Source organism: Kocuria sp. CPCC 205263, from assembly GCF_040981075.1.
Lineage (GTDB): Bacteria > Actinomycetota > Actinomycetes > Actinomycetales > Micrococcaceae > Kocuria > Kocuria rosea.
The window spans coordinates 276943-298305 of the sequence record NZ_JAVKPV010000005.1 but is presented as its reverse complement, the minus strand read 5'-3'; the positions used below and the strand labels follow the sequence as shown (position 1 = coordinate 298305).

16 protein-coding genes and 2 tRNA genes are annotated in these 21363 nt (G+C 72.6%); 6 read left to right on the top strand and 12 right to left on the bottom strand.

Translation table 11 applies throughout. From position 1 onward, the window contains the following. Positions 1-15: 15 nt before the first annotated feature. The 11 genes from RF647_RS10225 to RF647_RS10175 all read right to left on the bottom strand — a co-directional run bounded on the left by RF647_RS10225 (position 16) and on the right by RF647_RS10175 (position 12659). A complete protein-coding gene (locus RF647_RS10225; RefSeq protein ID WP_368811608.1) occupies positions 16-594 on the bottom strand; it encodes a cupin domain-containing protein in 579 nt (192 codons plus the stop codon). A 134-nt stretch (positions 595-728) separates the two neighbouring features. Beyond that, complete coding sequence (gene gltX / locus RF647_RS10220; protein ID WP_368811607.1) at positions 729-2243, bottom strand: glutamate--tRNA ligase; 1515 nt, start codon at positions 2241-2243, stop codon at positions 729-731. 109 nt (positions 2244-2352) lie between these two features. Then, on the bottom strand, positions 2353-3126 hold the full coding sequence (locus RF647_RS10215; RefSeq protein ID WP_368811606.1) for a fumarylacetoacetate hydrolase family protein: 774 nt from the start codon (positions 3124-3126) through the stop codon (positions 2353-2355). 70 nt (positions 3127-3196) lie between these two features. Beyond that, entirely contained in the window at positions 3197-4306 is a 1110-nt protein-coding gene (locus RF647_RS10210) for a branched-chain amino acid aminotransferase (RefSeq protein WP_368811604.1), read from the bottom strand. A 98-nt stretch (positions 4307-4404) separates the two neighbouring features. Beyond that, a complete protein-coding gene (locus RF647_RS10205) occupies positions 4405-5481 on the bottom strand; it encodes a 3-isopropylmalate dehydrogenase (protein WP_368811603.1) in 1077 nt (358 codons plus the stop codon). Between the two features lie 79 nt (positions 5482-5560). Then, complete coding sequence (metG, locus tag RF647_RS10200; RefSeq protein WP_368811602.1) at positions 5561-7123, bottom strand: methionine--tRNA ligase; 1563 nt, start codon at positions 7121-7123, stop codon at positions 5561-5563. 10 nt (positions 7124-7133) lie between these two features. After that, a complete protein-coding gene (locus RF647_RS10195; protein WP_368811601.1) occupies positions 7134-7763 on the bottom strand; it encodes a CPBP family intramembrane glutamic endopeptidase in 630 nt (209 codons plus the stop codon). Positions 7764-7829: 66 nt separating this feature from the next. After that, positions 7830-8855: a ketol-acid reductoisomerase gene (gene ilvC, locus RF647_RS10190; RefSeq protein WP_368811600.1), complete on the bottom strand. Its 1026-nt coding sequence runs from the start codon at positions 8853-8855 to the stop codon at positions 7830-7832. Positions 8856-8958: 103 nt separating this feature from the next. Beyond that, the gene (ilvN, locus tag RF647_RS10185) at positions 8959-9468 is read right to left on the bottom strand and encodes an acetolactate synthase small subunit (RefSeq protein WP_017833218.1); all 510 of its coding nucleotides are present in this window, start codon (positions 9466-9468) and stop codon (positions 8959-8961) included. Positions 9469-9471: 3 nt separating this feature from the next. Beyond that, positions 9472-11364 carry an acetolactate synthase large subunit gene (locus RF647_RS10180; RefSeq protein WP_368811599.1) on the bottom strand — a complete coding sequence of 631 codons (1893 nt, stop codon included), beginning with the start codon at positions 11362-11364 and terminating at the stop codon, positions 9472-9474. A 287-nt stretch (positions 11365-11651) separates the two neighbouring features. Continuing rightward, entirely contained in the window at positions 11652-12659 is a 1008-nt protein-coding gene (locus tag RF647_RS10175; RefSeq protein WP_368811598.1) for an NAD(P)-dependent oxidoreductase, read from the bottom strand. A gap of 166 nt (positions 12660-12825) precedes the next feature. Here RF647_RS10175 and RF647_RS10170 point away from each other — a divergent pair. After that, positions 12826-12901 (top strand) — tRNA-Lys (locus RF647_RS10170). A gap of 219 nt (positions 12902-13120) precedes the next feature. On the opposite strand, the gene RF647_RS10165 is transcribed toward RF647_RS10170, so the two are convergent. Further along, positions 13121-13657, bottom strand: a complete 537-nt coding sequence (locus RF647_RS10165; RefSeq protein WP_336649761.1) for a MarR family transcriptional regulator — start codon at positions 13655-13657, stop codon at positions 13121-13123. Between the two features lie 228 nt (positions 13658-13885). On the opposite strand from RF647_RS10165, the gene bcp reads away from it, so the two are divergent. From bcp to RF647_RS10140, 5 genes are all read left to right on the top strand, one after another. After that, positions 13886-14359 carry a thioredoxin-dependent thiol peroxidase gene (bcp, locus tag RF647_RS10160; RefSeq protein WP_368811597.1) on the top strand — a complete coding sequence of 158 codons (474 nt, stop codon included), beginning with the start codon at positions 13886-13888 and terminating at the stop codon, positions 14357-14359. A gap of 36 nt (positions 14360-14395) precedes the next feature. Then, positions 14396-14479, top strand: a tRNA-Leu gene (locus tag RF647_RS10155). Between the two features lie 78 nt (positions 14480-14557). Beyond that, positions 14558-16165, top strand: coding sequence for an ABC transporter substrate-binding protein (locus RF647_RS10150; RefSeq protein WP_368811596.1), 1608 nt, complete (start codon positions 14558-14560; stop codon positions 16163-16165). Positions 16166-16277: 112 nt separating this feature from the next. After that, positions 16278-17762, top strand: coding sequence for a malate:quinone oxidoreductase (locus RF647_RS10145; protein ID WP_368811595.1), 1485 nt, complete (start codon positions 16278-16280; stop codon positions 17760-17762). A gap of 202 nt (positions 17763-17964) precedes the next feature. Further along, complete coding sequence (locus RF647_RS10140; protein ID WP_368811594.1) at positions 17965-21162, top strand: efflux RND transporter permease subunit; 3198 nt, start codon at positions 17965-17967, stop codon at positions 21160-21162. Positions 21163-21363: the final 201 nt, after the last annotated feature.

Here is a 21363-nt window from a genome sequence, read left to right as displayed (position 1 = left end):
GGCGGCAAATCGGTGTCAGGCGCAGTAGCGTTCCTCGAGCTCCCGGTCGATCCCCCGGCGGCGGGCGATGCCCGCCAGCGCCCGGACGACCGGCCCCAGCCAGCGGTAGAGCCCCGGGAGGTTGATGTCGGTCCACTGGATGAGTAGCGCCGTGCGGAGCAGGCTCCGCGGCCGGCCGTCCCGGCGGGTGCGCCCGTCCCGGGCGAGCCCGTACAGGGCCACCAGGCCCTTCTCGAAGCCCTCGTGGGCGGGCCGCACCTTGACCACGAAGCGTGCCGGCGACCCACTCGGGTTCTTCCAGCGGAACAGGTGCTCCGGGGGCACCTCGACCTCGCCGCCCGCCCCGAGGTCCCGCACGACGTGGCCGACCTGGACCCGCAGCACGCCCTCGAGGACCCGCACGCGCACCCCGAACCGGCGGTGGTAGTGGGCGAGCACCTCTCCCCCGGGCTCCACCTCGACGTGCAACAGGGCGTGCTCGCCCCCGGTCTCCGCGCCGGTGCGCAACCACGTGATGGTGTCCCGCTGCACGGGATTGCGGTGCTGCGGGCGTCCCGCGCGCATCGCCTCGATCTGGTCGTCCGTCCGGTCCATGCTGATCGCCCCCGTGTCCCAGGCTACGCCGGAGCGCCCGGGGTGTGTGCAGATGACGTCCACGCCGACGACGACGGTCCGGCCCGCCCTCCGCGGAAGGCGGGCCGGACCGTCGTCGTCGGCGGGCAGGGCGCTCAGCCGAGCTGGGCGGCGAGGGCGCTCAGGCGGGTCAGCGAGGAGTCCTTGCCGAGGATCTCGAGGGACTCGAACAGGGGCGGCGAGATCCGCCGGCCCGAGACGGCGGTGCGGACGGGCCCGAAGGCCAGTCGCGGCTTGATGCCCAGCCCGTCCACGATGGCCTCGCGGAGCGCGGTCTCGAGGGTGGCGGCGCTCCAGTCCTCGAGCGGCTCCAGAGCGGCAAGGGCGGCCCGCAGGACGTCGCCGGCGGAGTCCTTGAGCTGCTTGCGGGCGTCGTCGGCGACCTCGATCTCGTCGTCGGCGGCGAAGAGGAAGGACAGCAGCTCGGGGGCCTCGCCGAGCAGGTTCATCCGCTCCTGGACCAGCGGGGCGGCCCGGTCGAGGATGTCCCGCTGGCGCTCGTCCAGAGTGTCCCCCAGTACGCCGCCGGCCTGCAGATAGGGGACGAGCCGGTCGCGGAAGTCCTCGGGGGCGAGCCTGCGGACGTGGGTGCCGTTGATCGCGGTGGCCTTCTTGAGGTCGAAGCGCGCGGGGTTCGCCAGGACGTCGTGGACGTCGAAGTGCTCCACGAGCTGCTCCACGGTGAAGACGTCCTCGTCCGCGGACAGGGACCAGCCCAGCAGGGCCAGGTAGTTGAGCAGGCCCTCGGGGACGAAGCCGCTGTCCTTGAGGTGGAAGAGGCTGGACTCGGGGTCGCGCTTGGACAGCTTCTTGTTGCCCTCGCCCATGACGTAGGGCAGGTGGCCGTACTCGGGCACGTACTTCGCGAAGCCGATCTCGACCAGGACGCGGAACAGCGCGATCTGGCGCGGTGTCGAGGAGAGCAGGTCCTCCCCACGCAGCACGTGGGTGATCTCCATCAGGGCGTCGTCCACGGGGTTGGTGAGGGTGTACAGCGGCTGGCCGTTGGCGCGCACCACCACGTAGTCCGGAATGGAGCCGGCCCGGAAGACGATCTCACCGCGGATCATGTCGTGGACCACGATGTCCTCGTCCGGCATCCGCATCCGCAGCACCGGTTCGCGGCCCTCGGCCCGGTAGGCCGCGACCTGCTCCTCGGTGAGGTCGCGGTCGAAGTTGTCGTAGCCGAGCTTGGGGTCGCGGCCGGCCGCCCGGTGCCGGGCCTCGACCTCCTCCGGGGTGGAGTACGCCTCGTAGACCGCCCCGTGCTCCCGGAGCCGGGCGGCCACGTCGCGGTAGACGTCAAGGCGCTGCGACTGCCGGTACGGGGCGTGCGGACCCCCGGTCTCGACGCCCTCGTCCCAGTCGATCCCCAGCCACGCGAGCGCCTCGAGCAGCTGCTGGTAGCTCTCCTCCGAGTCGCGCAGGGTGTCGGTGTCCTCGACACGGAAGACCATGGTGCCGCCGGTGTGGCGGGCGTGGGCCCAGTTGAACAGCGCGGTGCGGATCAGCCCCACGTGCGGGGTGCCCGTCGGGGACGGGCAGAAGCGCACGCGCACGGGCGAGGGGGTGGTCGAGGCGGTGGCCGGGGTGGCGGGCGTGTCGGTCATGGCTCTTTCGTGGATCGCTCGGGGTCTGGGCGGGGTCGTGCGGTGGTGCGGGGCGCCGCGGTGCCCGCACGGGTCGGCGGTGCGGACCGGCGCCGGCCGGCGGTGCGGGTCAGCGGCGCAGGACGGTCGGCAGGACGCCGATGCCCTCAACCTCCACCTCGATCCGGTCGCCCTCGTCGACGATGCCGACGCCGGCGGGCGTGCCCGTGAGGATGACGTCGCCGGGCAGGAGCGTGAACGCCTGGGAGACGTAGGAGACGAGGAACGGGACGTCGAAGACCATGTCCCGGGTGTTGCCGTCCTGCTTGGTCTCGCCGTTGACGCGGCTGCGCACGGCGAGGGCGGAGGTGTCGAGGTCCGTCTCGATCCAGGGCCCGAGCGGGCAGGCCCCGTCGAAGCCCTTGGCGCGCGCCCACTGCCCGTCGGTCTTCTGCACGTCGCGGCCGGTGAGGTCGTTGGCGGCGGTGTAGCCGAAGACCACCTCGGGCACGCGCTCCACGGGGACGTCCTTGCACATCCGTCCGATGACGACGGCGAGCTCGGCCTCGTAGGAGACCTGCTCGGTCCACGCGGGCAGGGTCACGGGGTCGCCGGGGCCGGCGACGGACGTGTTGGGCTTGAAGAACAGCATCGGCGAGGTGGGCAGCTCGTTGCCCAGCTCCGCGGCGTGGTCGGCGTAGTTGCGGCCGACGCACACGATCTTGGAGCGCGGGATCACGGGGGCGAGGAGGCGGACGTCGGCGATGTCGTGGCGCTGCTGGGTGGGGTTGATCCCGGTGTAGAAGGGGTCGCCCGCGAGGACGGTGACCGTCTCCTCGCCGGCGGCGCCCTGCACCGCGCCGAAGTGGATCTCGCTGTCGACCGTGCACCTGGCAATTCGCATGGGACCAGGCTATCCCACGGTCCGCGGGCGGCCGCGCGGCCCCGGTGGCGCCACCGGGGCCGCGCGGGGCTCAGACCAGGCGGGTCAGCCAGCCGTGCGGGTCCTCCGCGCGGCCCGTCTGGATTTCCAGGAGCTGCCGGCGGATGTCCATGGTGACCTCGCCGGGCCGGGCCCCCACGTCGCCGATGGTCTCCTCGGTGGAGACGAGCCGGCCGATGGGGGTGATGACGGCGGCGGTCCCGCACGCGAACGCCTCGGTGATGGTCCCGGCCTGCCAGCCCTCGCGCCACTCGTCGAGGGTGAAGCGGCGCTCCTCGACGGTCATCCCGCGGTCCTTCGCGAGCTGGATGATCGAGCGGCGGGTGACGCCCTCGAGGATCGTGCCGGTGAGCTCGGGGGTCACCAGGCGGCCGTCGTCGTAGACGAAGAACACGTTCATGCCGCCCAGCTCCTCGACGGCGTCGCCGCGGTCGCGGTCCAGGAACATCACCTGCTGGCACCCGTGGGCGTCGCCCTCCATCTGGGCGATCAGGGAGGCGGCGTAGTTGCCGCCGCACTTGGCCGCTCCCGTGCCGCCGCGGCCGGCCCGGGCCCAGTCGCGGGAGAGCCAGATGTCCACGGGCTTCACCGGGCCGCCGAAGTAGTTGCCGGCCGGGGAGGCGATCACGGAGTACAGCACCTGGCGGGACGGGCGCACGCCCAGGAACGCCTCCGTGGCGATCATGAACGGGCGCAGGTACAGGGACTCCCCGTCCCCGTCGGGCACCCACTGCTCGTCCACCGACACGAGCTCGCGCAGCGAGTCCAGGAACAGCTGCTCGGGCAGCTCCGGCAGCGCCAGCCGACGGGCCGACAGGTTGAGCCGGGCGGCGTTGGCCTCGGCCCGGAACGTCCACACGGAGCCGTCCGCGTGCCGGTAGGCCTTGAGCCCCTCGAAGATCTCCTGGCCGTAGTGCAGCACGGCCGCGGCGGGGTCCAGGACCAGCGGTCCGTACGGCTCGACCCGCGGGTCGCTCCAGCGGCCCGTGCCCTTCTCGACGTCCCCGAACCAGTCGATCTTCACCATGTGGTCCGTGAAGTTCGTGCCGAAGCCCGGCTCGGCGAGGATGGCCGCCCGGACCTCCTCCGGGACCGGGTCCTGGCTGAGGTGGTGGGCGAAGGTGGTGGGCTGTGTGGTCACTGCGTCTCCCTGCGAGGTCGACCCCGTGGCGACCGGCACGCGGGGCTCAGCTGTTGGTTCCGTGCCCCAGCCTATCCCCGGAGCACGGCCGGATCGGCTCAGGCGAGGGCGGCGAGCACGCCGTCGCCCACCTGGGCGGTGGTGCGGGACTCGTTGCCGTGGGCCGCGAGGTCCTGCTGCACGGCGGCCTCGATCCGGGCCGCCGGCCCGGAGTGGCCGAGGTGCTCCAGCATCATGGCGGTGGCGAGGATCGCCGCCACGGGGTTCGCCTTCTGCTGCCCGGCGATGTCCGGTGCGGAGCCGTGGACGGGCTCGAACATCGAGGGCGCCGTGCGGTCCGCGTTGATGTTGCCGGCCGGGGCGAGTCCGATGCCGCCCGTCACCGCGCCGGCGAGGTCGGTGAGGATGTCCCCGAAGAGGTTGTCGGTGACGATGACGTCGAAGCGCGCCGGGTCGGTCGTGAGGAAGATCGTGGCCGCGTCCACGTGCAGGTAGTCGACGGCGACGTCGGGGAACTCGGCGCCGATCTCCTCGACGAGGCGCGCGTAGAGGCGGCCCGCGTTGACGAGCACGTTGTGCTTGTGGACGAGGGTCAGCCGCTTGCGCTCCCGCCCGGCGGCGAGCTCGAAGGCGTAGCGCACGAGGCGGCGCACGCCGTAGGCGGTGTTGAGCGAGACCTCGGTGGCGATCTCGGCGTCGGTGCCGCCGCGAAGCACCCCGCCGTTGCCGGCGTACGGGCCCTCGGTGCCCTCGCGCACCACCACGAAGTCGATGTCCCCGGGGTGGGAGAGCGGGCTGGTGGTGCCCGGGAAGAGCCTGGACGGGCGGAGGTTGACGAAGTGGTCGAGGCTGAAGCGCATCTTCAGCAGCACGTCGCGCTCGATGATCCCGGACGGGACCCGCCGGTCCCCGGGGGCGGCGCCGACCGCGCCGAACAGGATGGCGTCGTGGGTCCGCAGCTCGTCCAGCGTCCGGTCCGTGAGGGTCTCCCCCGTGTCCAGCCAGTGCTGCGCGCCGAGGCCGAACTCCGTCCTCTCCACCGTGACGCCGGCCGCGGCGGTCACCGCGTCGAGGACCTTCACCGCCTCGGCCACGACCTCGGGGCCGATGCCGTCACCGGGGACGAGGGCGATCTTCAGGTGGGCGGGGGCGGCTGCGGGCGTCGGCTGGCTCATGGCCCCAGGATAGGAGCCGACCGACCCGTACGACCACGGTGTGGACGGACGTCTCGCATGGTGGACAGCCGATCGCCGCTCAGGACTGGAGCGCCGCGGGCTCCTCGTAGCGCGGGAACACCGGCGCGGGCGGGGGCAGCTCCGTGCCGGCCACGAGGGGCGTGTCCAGGGCGGTGAACAGGCGGGCGTCGCCCTCGGCCTGGCCGAGCACGTCGAGCAGCCGGGCGGCGGCGTCCGGCACCACCGGCTGGACCAGGATGCCGACCACGCGCACCACCTCGAGCGTCACCCAGAGCACGGTGGCCATCCGCCCGGCGTCGGTCTTGCGCAGCTTCCAGGGCTCCATGGCGGTGAAGTACCGGTTGGCGTCGGCGACCACCCGCCAGATCCGCTCGAGCGCCCGGTGGAACTGCTGCTCGTCGAACTCGGCGCGCACCGGCGCGCAGAGCCCGGCGGCGGCGGCGAGCATGGCCCGGTCCTCGGTGGTGAGCTCGCCCGGCGCGGGGACCCGGCCCTCGCAGTTCTTGGCGACCATCGACAGCGAGCGCTGCGCGAGGTTGCCGAGGTCGTTGGCGAGGTCGGAGTTGATGCGGTTTTTGATCCCGTCGTGCGAGTAGCTGCCGTCCTGGCCGAACGGCACCTCGCGCAGCAGGAAGAAGCGCAGCGGGTCGAGGCCGTACTCGGCCACGAGGGCGTGCGGGTCGATGACGTTGCCCACGGACTTGGACATCTTCTCGCCCTGGTTGAACAGGAAGCCGTGGGCGAAGACGCGGCGGGGCAGGGGCAGGCCGGCGGACATCAGGAACGCCGGCCAGTACACGGCGTGGAAGCGGGCGATGTCCTTGCCGATCACGTGGGCGTCGGCGGGCCAGTACCGCTGGAACGTCTCGGATGCGGTGTCCGGGAAGCCCACGCCGGTGAGGTAGTTGGTGAGGGCGTCCACCCACACGTACATCACGTGGTCCGGGTTGCCGGGCACGGGCACGCCCCAGTCGAAGGTGGTGCGGGAGATGGAGAGGTCCTCCAGGCCCGAGCGCACGAAGGACGCGATCTCGTTGCGCCGGGTCTCGGGGTGGACGAAGCCCTCCCGCTCGTAGAGCTCCAGCAGCCGGTCCTGGTAGGCGGAGAGGCGGAAGAAGTAGGACTCCTCCTCGGTCCAGGTGACCTCCGTGCCGGTGCCCGTCGAGCACCGCACGCCGTCCGCGCGGAGCTCGGTCTCGTCCTCACCGTAGAACGCCTCGTCGCGCACGGAGTACCAGCCGGCGTACTTGCCGAGGTAGATGTCCCCGGCCTCCTCCATCCGGCGCCAGAGGGCCGCCGACGCCGCGTAGTGGTCGGCGTCCGTGGTGCGGATGAAGCGGTCGTAGGAGATGTTCAGGGCGTCGTCCATCTCGCGGAAGCGCGCCGAGTTGCGGTCCGCGAGCTCCCGGGCCGTGAGGCCCTCCTTCTCCGCGGTCTGCTGCATCTTCTGGCCGTGCTCGTCGGTGCCGGTCAGGAAGCGGACGTCGTAGCCGTCCAGCCGCTTGAACCGGGCCATGACGTCGGTCGCGATGACCTCGTAGGCGTGCCCGATGTGCGGGGTGCCGTTGGGGTACGCGATGGCCGTGGTGATGTAGTACGGGGTGCGGTGGGAGGAAGTCACGGCCTCCACTCTACCGACCGCGGGGGCCGTGCGCGCCCGGGGCGGCCGGGGCTCGGGGCCCGGCCGGGTCGGCCCACCGCCGGGGGCTCCCCGCGCCCAGACGCCCGCGGGTGAGGGCCACGACGAGCAGCGCGGCCCCGGCGTAGGTGCCGAACGGGACGAGGTCCACGGTGTCCAGCGGCCCGGTGTGCACCGGCTCCGCGGCCAGCAGGACGAGGTGGTCCTGGGCCGGTGTGAAGCTCGCGTGCAGCAGCACGCTGCCCGTGCGGTTGTACAGCGGGGTGCAGAGGAACGCGAGGACGAACGGCACCGCGAAGCCCAGCGGCCCGTAGAGCGGGACGTGCCAGACCCCCCACAGCGAACCGAGCAGCGCGGTCGCCCGGAGTGGGCCCAGCCGCTCCTGCAGCCGGGGCAGCGCGAAGCCGCGCCAGCCGGGCTCTTCCAGGCCGCCCCGAGCACCGCCACGAGGGCGAAGGTCGCCAGGTAGGCGGGGGCCCGCTCGAGGGCCTTGGACCAGTCGACCTCCCGGCCCAGCGCCGCGAGCAGGGCGTTGACGACGGCGTACAGCAGCGCGGGCAGCCCCAGGGTAGGACGCCGGACACGGCCGAGGGGCCGCGTCCGCACGGAATGCTCGGCGCATGACGTGCGGACGCGGCCCCTCGGCCGGTGCCCCGGCGCCGGGCGCGGCGGTGGGGGCGGGTGCGGATCAGCGGGCCGCGGTGCCCTCGACGTAGTCGGCGTCCGGCGAGGTCCACGCGAAGAGCTTGCGCAGCTCCCGGCCGGTGACCTCGATCGGGTGGGACTCCTCCTTCTCGCGCAGCTTCTTGAACTCGGCGCCCCCGTTGTCCTGGTCCTCGATGAAGCGCTTGGCGAAGGTGCCGTCCTGGATGTCGGCCAGCACGGCCTTCATGTTCTCCTTGACCGTGGGGCTGATCACCCGGGGGCCGGAGACGTAGTCGCCGTACTCGGCGGTGTCCGAGATGGACCAGCGCTGCTTGGCGATGCCGCCCTCGACCATGAGGTCCACGATGAGCTTGAGCTCGTGCAGGACCTCGAAGTAGGCGATCTCCGGCTGGTAGCCGGCCTCGGTCAGGGTCTCGAAGCCGTACTGGACCAGGTGGGACATGCCGCCGCACAGGACCGCCTGCTCGCCGAAGAGGTCGGACTCGGTCTCCTCGGTGAAGGTGGTCCTGATGACGCCCGCACGGGTGCCGCCGATGCCCTTGGCGTAGGACAGGCCCAGCTCGAGGGCCTTGCCGGAGGCGTCCTTCTCCACGGCCACGAGGGCGGGCACGGCGCGGCCGGCCTCGAACTCGCGGCGCACGGTGTGGCCCGGGCCCTTCGGGGCGACCATGACGACGTCGACGCCCGCGGGGGCCTCGATGTAGCCGTAGCGGATGTTGAACCCGTGGGCGAAGAAGATGGCGTCGCCCTGCTCCAGGTTCGGGGCGATCGACTCGGCGTAGACGTGGCGCTGGACCTGGTCCGGCGTCAGGATCATGATGACGTCGGCTTCCTTGACGGCGTCCGCGACGGTGAGCACCCGCAGGCCCTCGGCCTCGGCCTTGGCCCGGGAGCGCGAGCCCTCGGCGAGGCCGATGCGCACGTCCACGCCGGAGTCGCGCAGGTTCAGCGCGTGGGCGTGGCCCTGCGAGCCGTAGCCGATGACGGCCACGGAGCGGTCCTGGATGATCGAGAGGTCGGCGTCGTCGTCGTAGAAGATCTCTGCCATGGGATTGTCTCCTTGAAGCATGGGTGGGCGCGGCGGGGGCACCGCCGCGAGGTGGTTGGGGTGTCTGTGGGCCGGCGCCCGCGTCCACCGCCGCCCGGGGGCGTCAGTGGCGCAGGGCGCGGTCGCTCATCGACTTGGGACCACGTCCGAGGGCCAGCGTACCGGCCCGGACGATCTCCCGGACGCCGAAGGGCTCCAGGATGTCCAGCAGCGCCCGGAGCTTCTCCGGGGCGCCGGTGGCCTCGATGACGAGCGACTCGGTGGAGACGTCGACAACGGTGGCCCGGAACAGGTCCGCGGCTTGGGTGACCTGCAGACGGGTCGCGGCGTCGGCGCGGACCTTGACCATGATGTGGTCGCGCTGCACCGACGAGTCGGGGGTGAGCTCGACGATTTTGATCACGTTGATGAGCTTGTTCAGCTGCTTGGTGACCTGTTCGAGCAGCTCGCCCTCGGCGTCCACCACCACGGTGATGCGGGAGACGCCGTCGAGCTCCGTGGGTCCCACGGCGAGCGAGTCGATGTTGAAGGCGCGGCGCGCGAACAGTCCGGCCACCCGGGTCAGCACGCCCGGCTTGTCCTCGACCAGCACGGAGAGGGTGTGTCGGCTCATGGGTCAGTCCTCCTCGTCCCAGTCGGGGGTCATGTTGCGGGCGATCTGGATCTGGTCGTTGGACACGCCGGTGGGCACCATCGGCCACACCATCGCGTCGGCGGAGACCACGAAGTCGATCACCACGGGGCGGTCGTTGATTTCGAGGGCCTGCCGGATGACGTCGTCCACGTCCTCGTCCCGGGTGCAGCGCAGGGCGGCGCACCCGTAGGCGTCGGCGAGCTTGACGAAGTCCGGCACCATGATGCTGTCGTGGCCCGTGTTCAGGTCGGTGTTGGAGTACCGGCCGTCGTAGAACAGGGTCTGCCATTGGCGCACCATGCCCAGCGAGGAGTTGTTGATCACCGCCACCTTGATCGGGATCTTGTTGATCGTGCAGGTGGCGAGCTCCTGGTTGGTCATCTGGAAGCAGCCGTCGCCGTCGATCGCCCAGACCACGCGGTCGGGCTGGGAGACCTTGGCGCCCATGGCGGCGGGGACGGCGAAGCCCATGGTCCCCAGTCCGGCGGAGTTCAGCCACTGCCGGGGCCGCTCGTACTGGACGAAGTGGGAGCTCCACATCTGGTGCTGGCCCACGCCGGAGACGTAGACGGCCTCCGGGCCGGTCAGGGCGGAGATCCGCTCGATGACGTGCTGCGGCGAGCCCAGCCCGTCCGCCGGCTTGGGGTAGCCCAGCGGGTAGGTGGCCTGCAGGCTGCTGAGCGCGGTCCACCACGAGGAGAGGTCGGGGCTGCCGCTGCGCTCGAACTCCTGGCGCACGGCGGTCACGAGGTCCGGCAGGATCTCCCTGACGTCGCCCACGATCGGGACGTCGGCGGTGCGGTTCTTGGAGATCTCGGCGGGGTCGATGTCCGCGTGGATGATCTTGGCCGTGGGGGCGAAGGTCTCCAGGTGGCCCGTGACGCGGTCGTCGAAGCGGGCGCCGAGGGTCACCAGCAGGTCGGCCTGCTGCATCGAGTACACGGCCGGGACGGTGCCGTGCATCCCGGGCATCCCCAGGTTCTGCTCGTGGGAGTCCGGGAACACGCCCCGGGCGGTCAGCGTGGTCACCACGGGGGCGCCGGTCAGCTCGGCCAGCTTCATGAGCTCGGCGGCCGCGTCGGCGCGCACCGTCCCGCCGCCCACGTAGAGCACGGGCCGCTGGGCCGCCGCGATGAGCTTGGCGGCCTCCCGGATCTGCTTGGCGTGCCCGCGCGTCACGGGCCGGTAGCCGGGCAGGTCCATCCGGGGCGGCCAGGAGAACGTCATGGTGTCCTGCTGGGCGTCCTTGGCGATGTCCACGAGCACCGGGCCGGGGCGCCCGGTCGAGGCCAGGTGGAACGCCTCGGCGAGCACCCGCGGGATGTCCTCGGCGTGCGTCACCAGGTAGGAGTGCTTGGTGACCGGCATCGTCATCCCCACGATGTCCGCCTCCTGGAAGGCGTCGGAGCCGATCACCTTGGACGAGACCTGCCCGGTGATCGCGACCATGGGGATGGAGTCCATGTGCGCGTCGGCGAGGGCGGTGACGAGGTTCGTGGCGCCGGGGCCGGAGGTCGCGATGCAGACGCCCACGCGGCCCGAGGCGAGGGCGTAGCCCTCGGCGGCGTGGCCGGCGCCCTGCTCGTGGCGGACCAGGATGTGGTTGATCCGGTCCGAGTCCAGGAGCGGGTCGTAGGTCGGCAGGATCGCGCCGCCGGGGAGGCCGAAGACGTCGGTGACGCCGAGCTCCTCCAGCGCCCGGATGACGGCCTGGGAGCCGGTCATCTCCGTGGGGGCCACTGTGCTGCCCGGGCCCATGACGGACGGGACGGCGGGGACGGACTTCTCCGGGGCCCCCGGGGGCCGGTGGTCAGCGGCGGTCTCCGCGCGCTTGGTGGCCATCAGCGCTGGGCTGATCGGCTGTCCCTTGCTCATGTCACTGTCCTTCTGGTCTGGCCTTCTGGGCTGGTGCTGCTGTTCCGGCTCGACTGTCGCTCCGCCGTGGGCGCCGGGCAAGAAAAAAGGCCCTCGCGGCACCGGGAGGTGCGACAGGGCCCGTGCGCTCGACCGGTCGTCGGCTCAGGCCCCGCGTCCGACGAGGACGCGTACCGTGAGCTGGACGACACCGTGGCTGAGTTGCATGCTCCCATGCTCTGCCGCCCGGCCGGGCGTGTCAATCTTCGGACTCCCTGTCCCACGATGTGAGACAGGGCACGTCCGGATCACCCCTCCGCGTCCGCCGGGACGTCCAGCCGCCCCTCCTGCTGCAGGAACAGGGGCCGCTCCCCCGCGGCGATGCGCTCGAGCTGAGTCCGCAGCAGCCGCCGCACGCGCGGCTTGTAGGATGTGCAGGAACCACCGGTGTGCGGGGTGAGGATCGCCCCGCGGGCGCGGAACAGCGGGTGGTCGCCGGGGAAGGGCTCGGGCTCGACGACGTCGAGGGCGCAGCGGAGCCGCCCGGACACGACCTCAGCGGTCAGCGCGGGGGTGTCGACCACCCGGCCGCGGCCCACGTTGACCACCAGGGCGTCGTCGGGCAGCAGGGACAGCACGCGGGCGTCGACGAGGCCGTCGGTCGCCGGGCTCGCGGGCAGGGCCACCACGAGCACGTCGGCCTCGGGCAGCAGGGCAGGCAGCTCGTCGATGCCGTGCACGGGGCCGCGCTCGTCGGTGCGGGCCCGGGAGGCCACCCTCGTGACCTCGACCTCGAAGGGGAGCAGCCGGTCGACCACGGCGGAGCCGATCTCGCCCACGCCCAGCACCAGGACACGACTGTCGGCCAGGGTGCGGGTCTCGAAGCGGCGCCAGATCCCGTCGCGCTGCTGCAGGACGGCGCGGTCGAGCTCCCGCTGGGCGGCGATCATCAGCCCCAGGGCCAGCTCGGCGGTCCCGGCGGCGTGCACCCAGCCCGCCGTCGAGAGCGCGAGGTCGGGCCCGATGGCCTCCGGCACGCCGTCGAAGCCGGTGCTCTGCAGCTGCACGAGCCGCAGGCGGGTCGCGGCGGGCAGGGCCCCCACCCAGCGGCCGGTGAAGTACGGGGCCACCGCCACGTCGATCTCGTCGGCGCGGGCCCCGACCGGGTCCCCGGCCATGTCCCACAGGACGTAGCGGAAGCCCGGGACGCGGTCGCTCAGGTGGTCCACGAGCTCCTGCTCCGGGAGGGAGACCACGCGGAGCTCGGAGAGCGGGACGGACGGGGCGGACGGCGCGGGGGTCTGTGCGGAGGGCATGACCGCCATGGTAGACGCCGCCGCCGTCCGGACGGCGGCGGCGGAATGGACAAGGCGGGACGAGCTGGTAGAGTACTTTCTCGTTGCGAGGCGGGACCCGGCGGAAGCCGGTCGGCGCGATTCGGCCCCGGGCCGGGAGCGTGCTAGTGTTCTTGCCGCACCACCAGCGCCTCTAGCTCAATTGGCAGAGCAATTGACTCTTAATCAATGGGTTCTCGGTTCGAGTCCGAGGGGGCGCACCACAGGAGGACCCCACCGCGGAGCACCGCGGTGGGGTCCTTCGTCGTCCCCGGGGCGGGACGGGCCGCGGGTACGAAAAAACCCGGGGTCATCGTGCCCCGGGTGCTCCCGCCGGAGGCCGCCGTCCGGCGACCTCGCGCGCCCTCGTGCCGGGGCCGTCCTCGACCCCGTGCCGACCCGCCCCGCGCCCGCCCGTGCCGGGACCGCGGGCCGCGGGCGCCTCAGGACGCGGCGTCCCCCGCCGTGCCGGCCTCGGCGATGTCGCGCGACTGCTCGGGCGTGGTCGCGTCGGCGGACCCGGCGTCCGTGACGGTCCCGTCCGGCTGGACCCGCAGTTTCCAGCGGGCGCCGCCGAGCGTGGTGATGATGTCGGCCAGCGTGCGGCGCAGGTTCTCGTCCGTGAGCAGCCCGTGGTCCACCAGCTCGTCCTCGAGCTGGGTGGCGGCCTCGAGGATGCGCAGGCCCTCCGGGGTGATCGACACGAGGTGGCTGCGGCGGTCGTGGACGTTCTTGGACCGGTTGACGTGGCCGTGCAGCTCGAGCCGGTGCAGCGTCTTGCCCATGGTCTGGGCCTGCACCCGGACGCGGTGCGCCAGCTGGGCCTGCGTCATGCTCCCCGCCGTTTTCAGCACGTCCAGCGCCATGACGCCCGCGTGGGTCACCCCGAGCGTGGCCAGGCGCTCGTTCCACGCGTGCTCCACGAGCCGGGCCGCGGTGGAGAGCAGTCGGTTGGTCGGCCATTGAGTGGTGAAAGGCATGCAAAGCAGTCTACCGACCTGCACCACGGAATACAGCACCATGCTAAGCAAACTGACGAGCATTTCTCCGCGGGCGGATCCGTGGCGGCCCCGAGCGCTCCCCCGGGGCCGCCGGGACCGCCGAGACGAGCGCCGGTAGTGTTCGTGGTCCGGGGCCGCCCTGCGGCACCCGACCCACGCCCGGGCCCGGCCCGGACGGCACCACCGACCAGACGGAGGAACATCCCCATGGCAGCACGTCTCGAACCCGGCAGCCCGGCCCCCGGCTTCTCCCTGACCGACGCCCAGGGCCGGACCGTCTCCCTCGCCGACCACCGCGGGCGGCGGGTGGTCGTCTACTTCTACCCGAAGGCCTCAACCCCCGGCTGCACCACGCAGGCGTGCGACTTCCGGGACAGCCTGGAGCGCTTCGCCGCGGACGGGTTCGCCGTGCTCGGCATCTCCCCGGACTCCCCGGAGGCCCTCGCGCGGTTCGCCGAGGCCGAGTCCCTCACCTTCCCCCTGCTCTCCGACCCGGACCACCGGGTCGCCGAGGCGTACGGCGCCTGGGGCGAGAAGAAGAACTACGGCAAGACCTACGAGGGCCTGGTGCGCTCCACCGTGGTGGTCGGGCCCGAGGGCGAGGTGGAGCTCGCGCAGTACAACGTGCGCGCCACGGGCCACGTGGCGAAGCTGCGCCGCGACCTCGGCCTGGAGGGCTGAGGCTAGGATGGGCGGGGGCCCGGACGGGCCCCTTCGGCGCGAGTGGTGGAACTGGCAGACACGCAGGATTTAGGTTCCTGTGCCCTGACCGGCGTGCGGGTTCGAGTCCCGCCTCGCGCACCCCGCCGTCCCCGGGCACGCCCCGGGGCCGGCCCACGACGACACCCACGACCGATCCGGTGAGGCAGCGAAGGACCCATGGCGCCCAGGCGAACCCCCCGCACCGAGGCCGCGCTCGCGCTCGTCGCGGGGCTCCTCGCCCTCGGCGGGTGCGCCCCCGCGGGCGAGGGACCCGGCACCCCGACCGCCTCCCGGTCCGTGCCGAGCGCGGAGTTCGTGTTCGCCAACGCCGCCGCCGCCCCCACCCTGGACCCGGCCACGGTCAACATCCTGGAGACGTCCCGGATCGGGGCCCAGATGCTCGAGGGGCTCGTCTCCGCCGACCCCTCCACGGGCGAGGCGGTGCCGGCCCTGGCGCGGTCGTGGGAGACCTCCGAGGACGGGCTCACCTACACCTTCGACCTCCGCCGGGACGTGCGCTTCCACGACGGCACCGCCCTGGACGCGGCGGCGGTGTGCGCGAACTTCGAGCGCTGGGAGGCCCTCGCCGCCGACGGGGCACGGACCCCCTTCGCCACGGTCCTGCGCGCCGGCGCCCCCGGCATCGACCCCCTCTACGCGGGGTGCGCCGCGGCGTCGGAGTCCGCGGTGGAGCTCTCGCTGACCGCGCCGCACACGCCCCTGCTCCGGGCGCTGACGCAGCCCGCGTTCGGGATCGCGTCCCCCGCGGCCCTGGCGGCCGGCACGCACGAGACGCACCCCGTGGGCACCGGCCCCTTCCGCTACGAGTCGGGGGACGGGACGAACGTGGTGCTGGTCGCTAACCCCGACTACTGGGGGGAGCTCGGGGACATCGGCCGGCTCGAGTTCCGCACGATCGCCGAGCCGGAGCTGCGCTACGTGGCGCTGCGCCTCGGCCAGGTGGACGGCTACGACCAGGTGGGCCTGGACTCTTTCGCCCCGCTCGCGCGCGAGGGCGTGCAGGTCCTCCAGCGCGACCCGTACTCCGTGTCCTACCTCGGCATCAACCAGGACGTGGAGCCGCTGGACGACCCCGAGGTGCGGGAGGCGATCGCCGCCGCCGTGGACCGCGGTGCGATCGTGCGCGAGCACTACCCCGACGGCACCCGGGTGGCGAACCAGTTCCTGCCCGCCCGCTTCGCGATGGACGGGACCGACCTGCAGGTCCCGTCCTACAACCCGCAGCGGGCGCGCGAGCTGCTGGCGGCGTCCTCCTACGCCGGCGAGCCGCTGCGGTTCTACTACCCCCGCGCCACCTCCCGCACCTACATGCAGGAGCCCGAGAAGATCTACGCCGACATCGCGGCCCAGCTCGTGCGGGCGGGGTTCGTGATCGAGCCCGTCCCGGTGGACTGGTCGGACGGATACGTGCAGCAGATCCAGGACCCGGAGGGCGACCACGCCCTGCACCTGCTCGGCCTCAACGGCGGCTACCGCGACCCGGACTACTTCACGGCCGCCCTGTTCGGCGCCCCCCGCGGGGAGTTCGGTGTGGACGCCGTGTCACTGTTCGGCGCCGTCAACCGCGCGGCGGCGCTGCCCGACGGCGAGGACCGCTCGAGCGCGTACGTGTCGATCAACAACCGCGTCTCGCGGCTGCTGCCCGCCGTCCCGCTCGCCCACCCGATCTCCGCGGTCGCCGTCGGGGACTCCGTGACGTCCTTCCCCCTGAGCTCCACCGGCAACGAGGTCTTCAACCGGGTGGACCTCGGCACCGCGCCGTGAGCACCGGCCCCGGCACGCGCCCGGCCGCATTCGGGGTTCGTCCGGGCGTGGCGATAGTCTGATCCCGACCATTCACCGGCGCAGCGCCGGCCGTTCAACGGGAGCATCGACTGTGACATCACCTCAGACAACGGAATCGACCGACGTCCTCCTGATCGGCGGAGGCATCATGAGCGCCACCCTCGGCGTGTTCCTCAAGGAGCTCGAGCCGCAGTGGGACATCACGATGCTTGAGCGCCTCGACCAGGTGGGCGCGGAGAGCTCCAACGTCTGGAACAACGCCGGCACCGGCCACTCCGCGCTCTGCGAGCTCAACTACGCGCCCCAGGCCGCCGACGGGTCCGTGAGCCCGGAGAAGTCGCTCGGCATCAACGAGCAGTTCCAGCTCTCCCGCCAGTTCTGGGCCTCCCTCGTGTCCGAGGGCAAGCTGCGGGAGCCCGGCTCCTTCATCAACCCGGTGCCGCACATGTCCCTCGTCTTCGGCGACGCGCACAGCGACTACCTGCGCCGCCGCTGGGAGGCCCTGCAGCCGAACAAGCTCTTCGAGCGCATGGAGTACACCGAGGACCGCGAGAAGATCGCCGAGTGGGCGCCGCTGACCATGCACGGCCGCGGGGCGGGGCGCGTGGCGGCCTCCTGGTCCCCCGAGGGCACCGACGTCGACTTCGGCGAGCTGACCCGGCAGCAGGTCGCCCACCTGCAGGTTCGGGGCGGGGAGGTGCGCTACGGCCAGCAGGTCACGGACCTCGACCGGCAGGGCGACGGCACCTGGGTGGCGAGGGTCAAGAACCGCCTCAACACCGAGGGCGACCGGCTCGTGCGCGCGAAGTTCGTGTTCGTGGGGGCCGGCGGCGGCGCCCTGCCGCTGCTGCAGAAGTCCGGCATCCGGGAGGCCAAGGGCTACGGCGGGTTCCCGGTCTCCGGCCTGTGGCTGCGCAACTCCGACGAGGACGTGGCGGCCCAGCACAACGCCAAGGTCTACGGCCAGGCCTCCGTGGGCGCCCCGCCCATGTCCGTCCCGCACCTGGACACCCGCTACGAGCACGGGCGGCGCGCGCTGCTGTTCGGCCCCTACGGCGGGTTCAAGCCCAACTTCCTGAAGCAGGGGTCCTACCTGGACCTGCCCCTGTCCGTGCGCCCGCACAACCTCTACCCGATGACCCGCGCGGGCCTGGCCAACCTGGATCTCGTGAAGTACCTGCTGAGCGAGCTGGCCAAGTCCAAGGGCCAGCGGGTCGAGGCGCTGCAGCAGTTCTACCCGACCGCCGACGGCTCGCAGTGGGAGCTGATCGAGGCCGGCCAGCGCGTGCAGGTCATGAAGCGGGACAAGCAGAAGGGCGGCGTGCTCCAGTTCGGGACCGAGCTGATCACCGCCGCGGACGGCTCCATCGCCGGCCTGCTGGGGGCCTCCCCGGGCGCGTCCACCGCGGTGCCCATCATGCTCAACCTCCTGGCGAAGTCCTTCCCGGCGCGGATGTCCGGGTGGGAGCCGCGGATCAAGGAGCTCATCCCCTCCTACGGCGTGAAGCTCAACGACAACCCGCAGCTCGCGGACGAGGTCATGGGCCGCACCGCCCAGGTGCTCGGCATCAACTGACACCGCCCGGACGGGCACCGCGCCGCACGCCGCGGTGCCCGTGCGACGAGGCCCTGGACCGGTCGGTCCGGGGCCTCGTCGTCGTCGGGTCCGCCCCGGCCCGGGAGGCCCGGGTGACCTGTCGGTAGGCGGCGGTACGCTGAAAGGCGTGCGTCCCGGCCCGGCCGGGACGCCCTCGCCCATCCCTCCCCAAGGAGCACGAGTGTTTCTCCTCGCCCGCGCGTCGATGGCCAACCGCGCCCTGATCGTGCTCATCACGCTGTTCGTCGCCCTCTTCGGGGTGCTCAGCATGCGCTCCATGAAGCAGGAGCTCATCCCGTCCCTGGAGATCCCCGCCATCAGCGTGGTCTCGGCGATGCCCGGCGCGTCCGCGGAGGTCGTCGACGAGCAGGTGGGCCGGCCCCTGGAGCGGGCGCTCAACATCGTGGAGGGCCTCGAGAGCTCGACGTCCACCTCGCGCAGCGGGCTGTCCGAGATCCGGCTCGGCTTCGAGTACGGCACCGACCTGGACCGGGCCCGCAACCAGGTGGAGCGGGCGATCTCCAACGTGCGCACCCAGCTGCCCGACGACGTCGAGCCCACCGCGTTCGCCGGCTCCGTCGCCGACTTCCCCATCGTCTTCCTGGCCGTGTCCTCCGACGAGGACCTCAGCCCGCTCGCCGCCGACCTGGAACGGCTCACGGTCCCGGACCTGCAGCGGATCGAGGGCGTGCGCTCCGCCGAGGTCAGCGGCGCCCCCGAGCAGGTCGTCTCGATCCTGCCGGACCGCGCCGACCTCGCCCGGGCGGGCGCCACGCCCGCGGACATCCGCACCGCCCTGGAGGAGAGCGGCGGGCTGGTGCCCGTGGGCACCGTGGACGACGGGGCCACGACCCTGCCCGTCCAGGCCGGCTCCCCCCTCGACTCCCTCGAGGCCGTGGAGAACGTCCCGCTGCCCCTCCCCGAGGACGCGCCCGACGGCGCCGAGCCCACCACCGTGGGCGCCGTGGCCACCGTGGAGCTCGCCGAGCAGGAGCAGACCTCGATCACCCGCACCAACGGCGCCCCGACGCTCGCCCTGTCCGTCACCAAGACCCCGGACGGGGACACGGTCGGGATCTCCCAGGCGGTCGGGGAGACGATCCCCGAGCTCGAGGAGGACCTCGGCAACGGCGCCGAGATCACCGCGGTCTTCGACCAGGCCCCCTACATCGAGCAGTCGATCGAGGACCTCACGGTCGAGGGCCTCCTGGGGCTCGCGTTCGCCGTGCTCGTCATCCTGGTGTTCCTGGCGTCGCTGCGCTCGACCCTGGTCACCGCGATCTCCATCCCGCTGTCCCTGCTCGCCACGTTCATCGGGATCAACGCCCTGGGCTACTCGCTGAACCTGCTGACCCTGGCGGCCATCACCCTGTCCGTGGGGCGGGTCGTGGACGACTCGATCGTGGTGATCGAGAACATCAAGCGCCACTACGGGACGGTCGACCTGCGCACCGAGCCCGCCAACGCGAAGCGCCGGGCCATCCTCACCGCCGTGCGCGAGGTCGCGGGGGCGATCACCGCCTCCACCCTCATCACGGTCGCGGTGTTCGTGCCCATCGCGTTCGTGGGGGACGTCACCGGCGAGCTGTTCCGGCCCTTCGCCCTGACCACGACCATCGCGCTGCTGTCCTCGCTCGTGGTGTCCCTGACCATCGTGCCCGTGCTGGCCTACTGGTTCCTCCGGGACCCCCGCCTCGCGCGGCGGGCCCGCCGGGCGCCGGCGGGGCGCTCCGCCCCCTGGGCCGACGGCACGGCCGATTCCCCGCCCGGCGCCGCGGCCGGGACGCCGCCCCGGCTGGCACAGGGCTACCTGCCGGTCCTGCGCGGCACGCAGCGCCGCCCGTGGGCCACCCTCGGGGTGAGCGTCCTGATCCTCGGCGGCACGGCCGCCCTGCTGCCGGTGCTGCCCACCAACCTGCTCGGGGACACCGGGCAGAACACCATGACGATCGAGCAGGACCTGCCGCCCGGCACCGCGCTCGCGGTGACCTCCGAGCAGGCGGGCCGCGCCGAGGAGGTGCTCGACTGGACCGAGGGCATCGAGGACGTCCAGGTCACCATGGGCCCCGGCGGCGGCTTCTCCGCGTTCCTGCCGGGCAGCGGCACCAACAGCGCCACGTTCTCCGTGACGACGGACGCCGCGGTCGACCAGGAGCGACTGCGCCGCACCGTCGGCGAGCGCCTGGACCGGCTGGACGGGGCCGGCGAGTTCTCGGTGCGGGGCGCCCAGGGCTTCACGAGCAACGACGTCGAGATCTCCGTCACCGCCACGGACCAGGCGACGCTGGCGGAGGCCGACGACGCCGTGGTGAGGGCCATGCGGGAGCTCGGCTCCGCCGGGCAGGTCACGAGCAACCTGGCCGCCACCCAGCCCACCGTCGTGGTCAGGGTCGACCGGGCGGCCGCCGCCGCCCGCGGCCTGAGCGAGGAGCAGGTCACGGGGGCGCTCGCCGGCACCGTGAACCCCCTCCCCGCCGGGTCCATCGACCTGGACGCCGACTCGGTGGCGGTGACGATCGGCGAGGGCCGCGCCGTCGAGGACCTCGAGGCGCTGCGGGCCCTGCCGGTGCCGGCCGCGGACGGGACCGTCCGCCTCGACGAGCTGGCCGAGGTCGAGGAGGCGCTCACGGTCGAGACCATCACCTCGAGCAACGACCAGCGCACCGCCACCGTGGCCGTCACCCCGGGCGGCGACGACCTCGGCGCCACGAGCGCGGAGGTCAGGGACGCGCTCGCGGGCCTGGACCTGCCGCAGGGCGCGGCGGCCGAGCTCGGCGGGGCCGCCACGGAGCAGGAGACCACGTTCCGGCAGCTGGGCCTCGCTGTGCTCGCCGCGATCGCGATCGTCTACGTGGTGCTCGTGGCGACCTTCAAGTCCCTGGTCCAGCCGCTGGTCCTGCTGGTCTCGATCCCCTTCGCGGCGACGGGCGCGGTGCTCGCTCTGCTGGCCTCCGGGGTGCCGCTCGGCCTCGCCTCGCTGGTGGGCGTGCTGATGCTCGTGGGCATCGTGGTGACCAACGCGGTCGTGCTGATCGACCTCATCAACCAGTACCGGGGCCGGGAGCACCGCATGGACCTGGAGGAGGCCATCGAGAAGGGTGCGACCCGCCGGCTGCGCCCCATCGTGATGACGGCCCTGGCGACCATCCTGGCGATGACGCCCATGGCGCTGGGGATCACGGGGCAGGGCAGCTTCATCTCCCAGCCGCTGGCGGTCGTGGTGATCGGCGGGCTGATCTCCTCGACCCTGCTGACCCTGGTGCTCGTACCGGTGCTGTACCGGCTCGTCGAGGCGCGCAAGGAGGCACGGCTCCGGCGCCGGGAGGAGCGGATCACGGCGCTGGCCGCGACCCCGGGGCGCAGCGCCCACGGAAGGTGACGTGACGCTCGTCACCGTGCGCTCTTTCGTGGACGTTTGCTTCCGAAAATACAGGCGGGCGCACCCCGGCCACTCCCCGCCCACAGGGCTCAGAAGGTATCATCGGCGCTGGTCACAGGGGGAATCGGTGCTGTGGAGCGGGCGGCGTGCCGGACGCCCGAGGGAGGAATCCCCCGAAAGGGGGGACACCGGGGCCCGGTG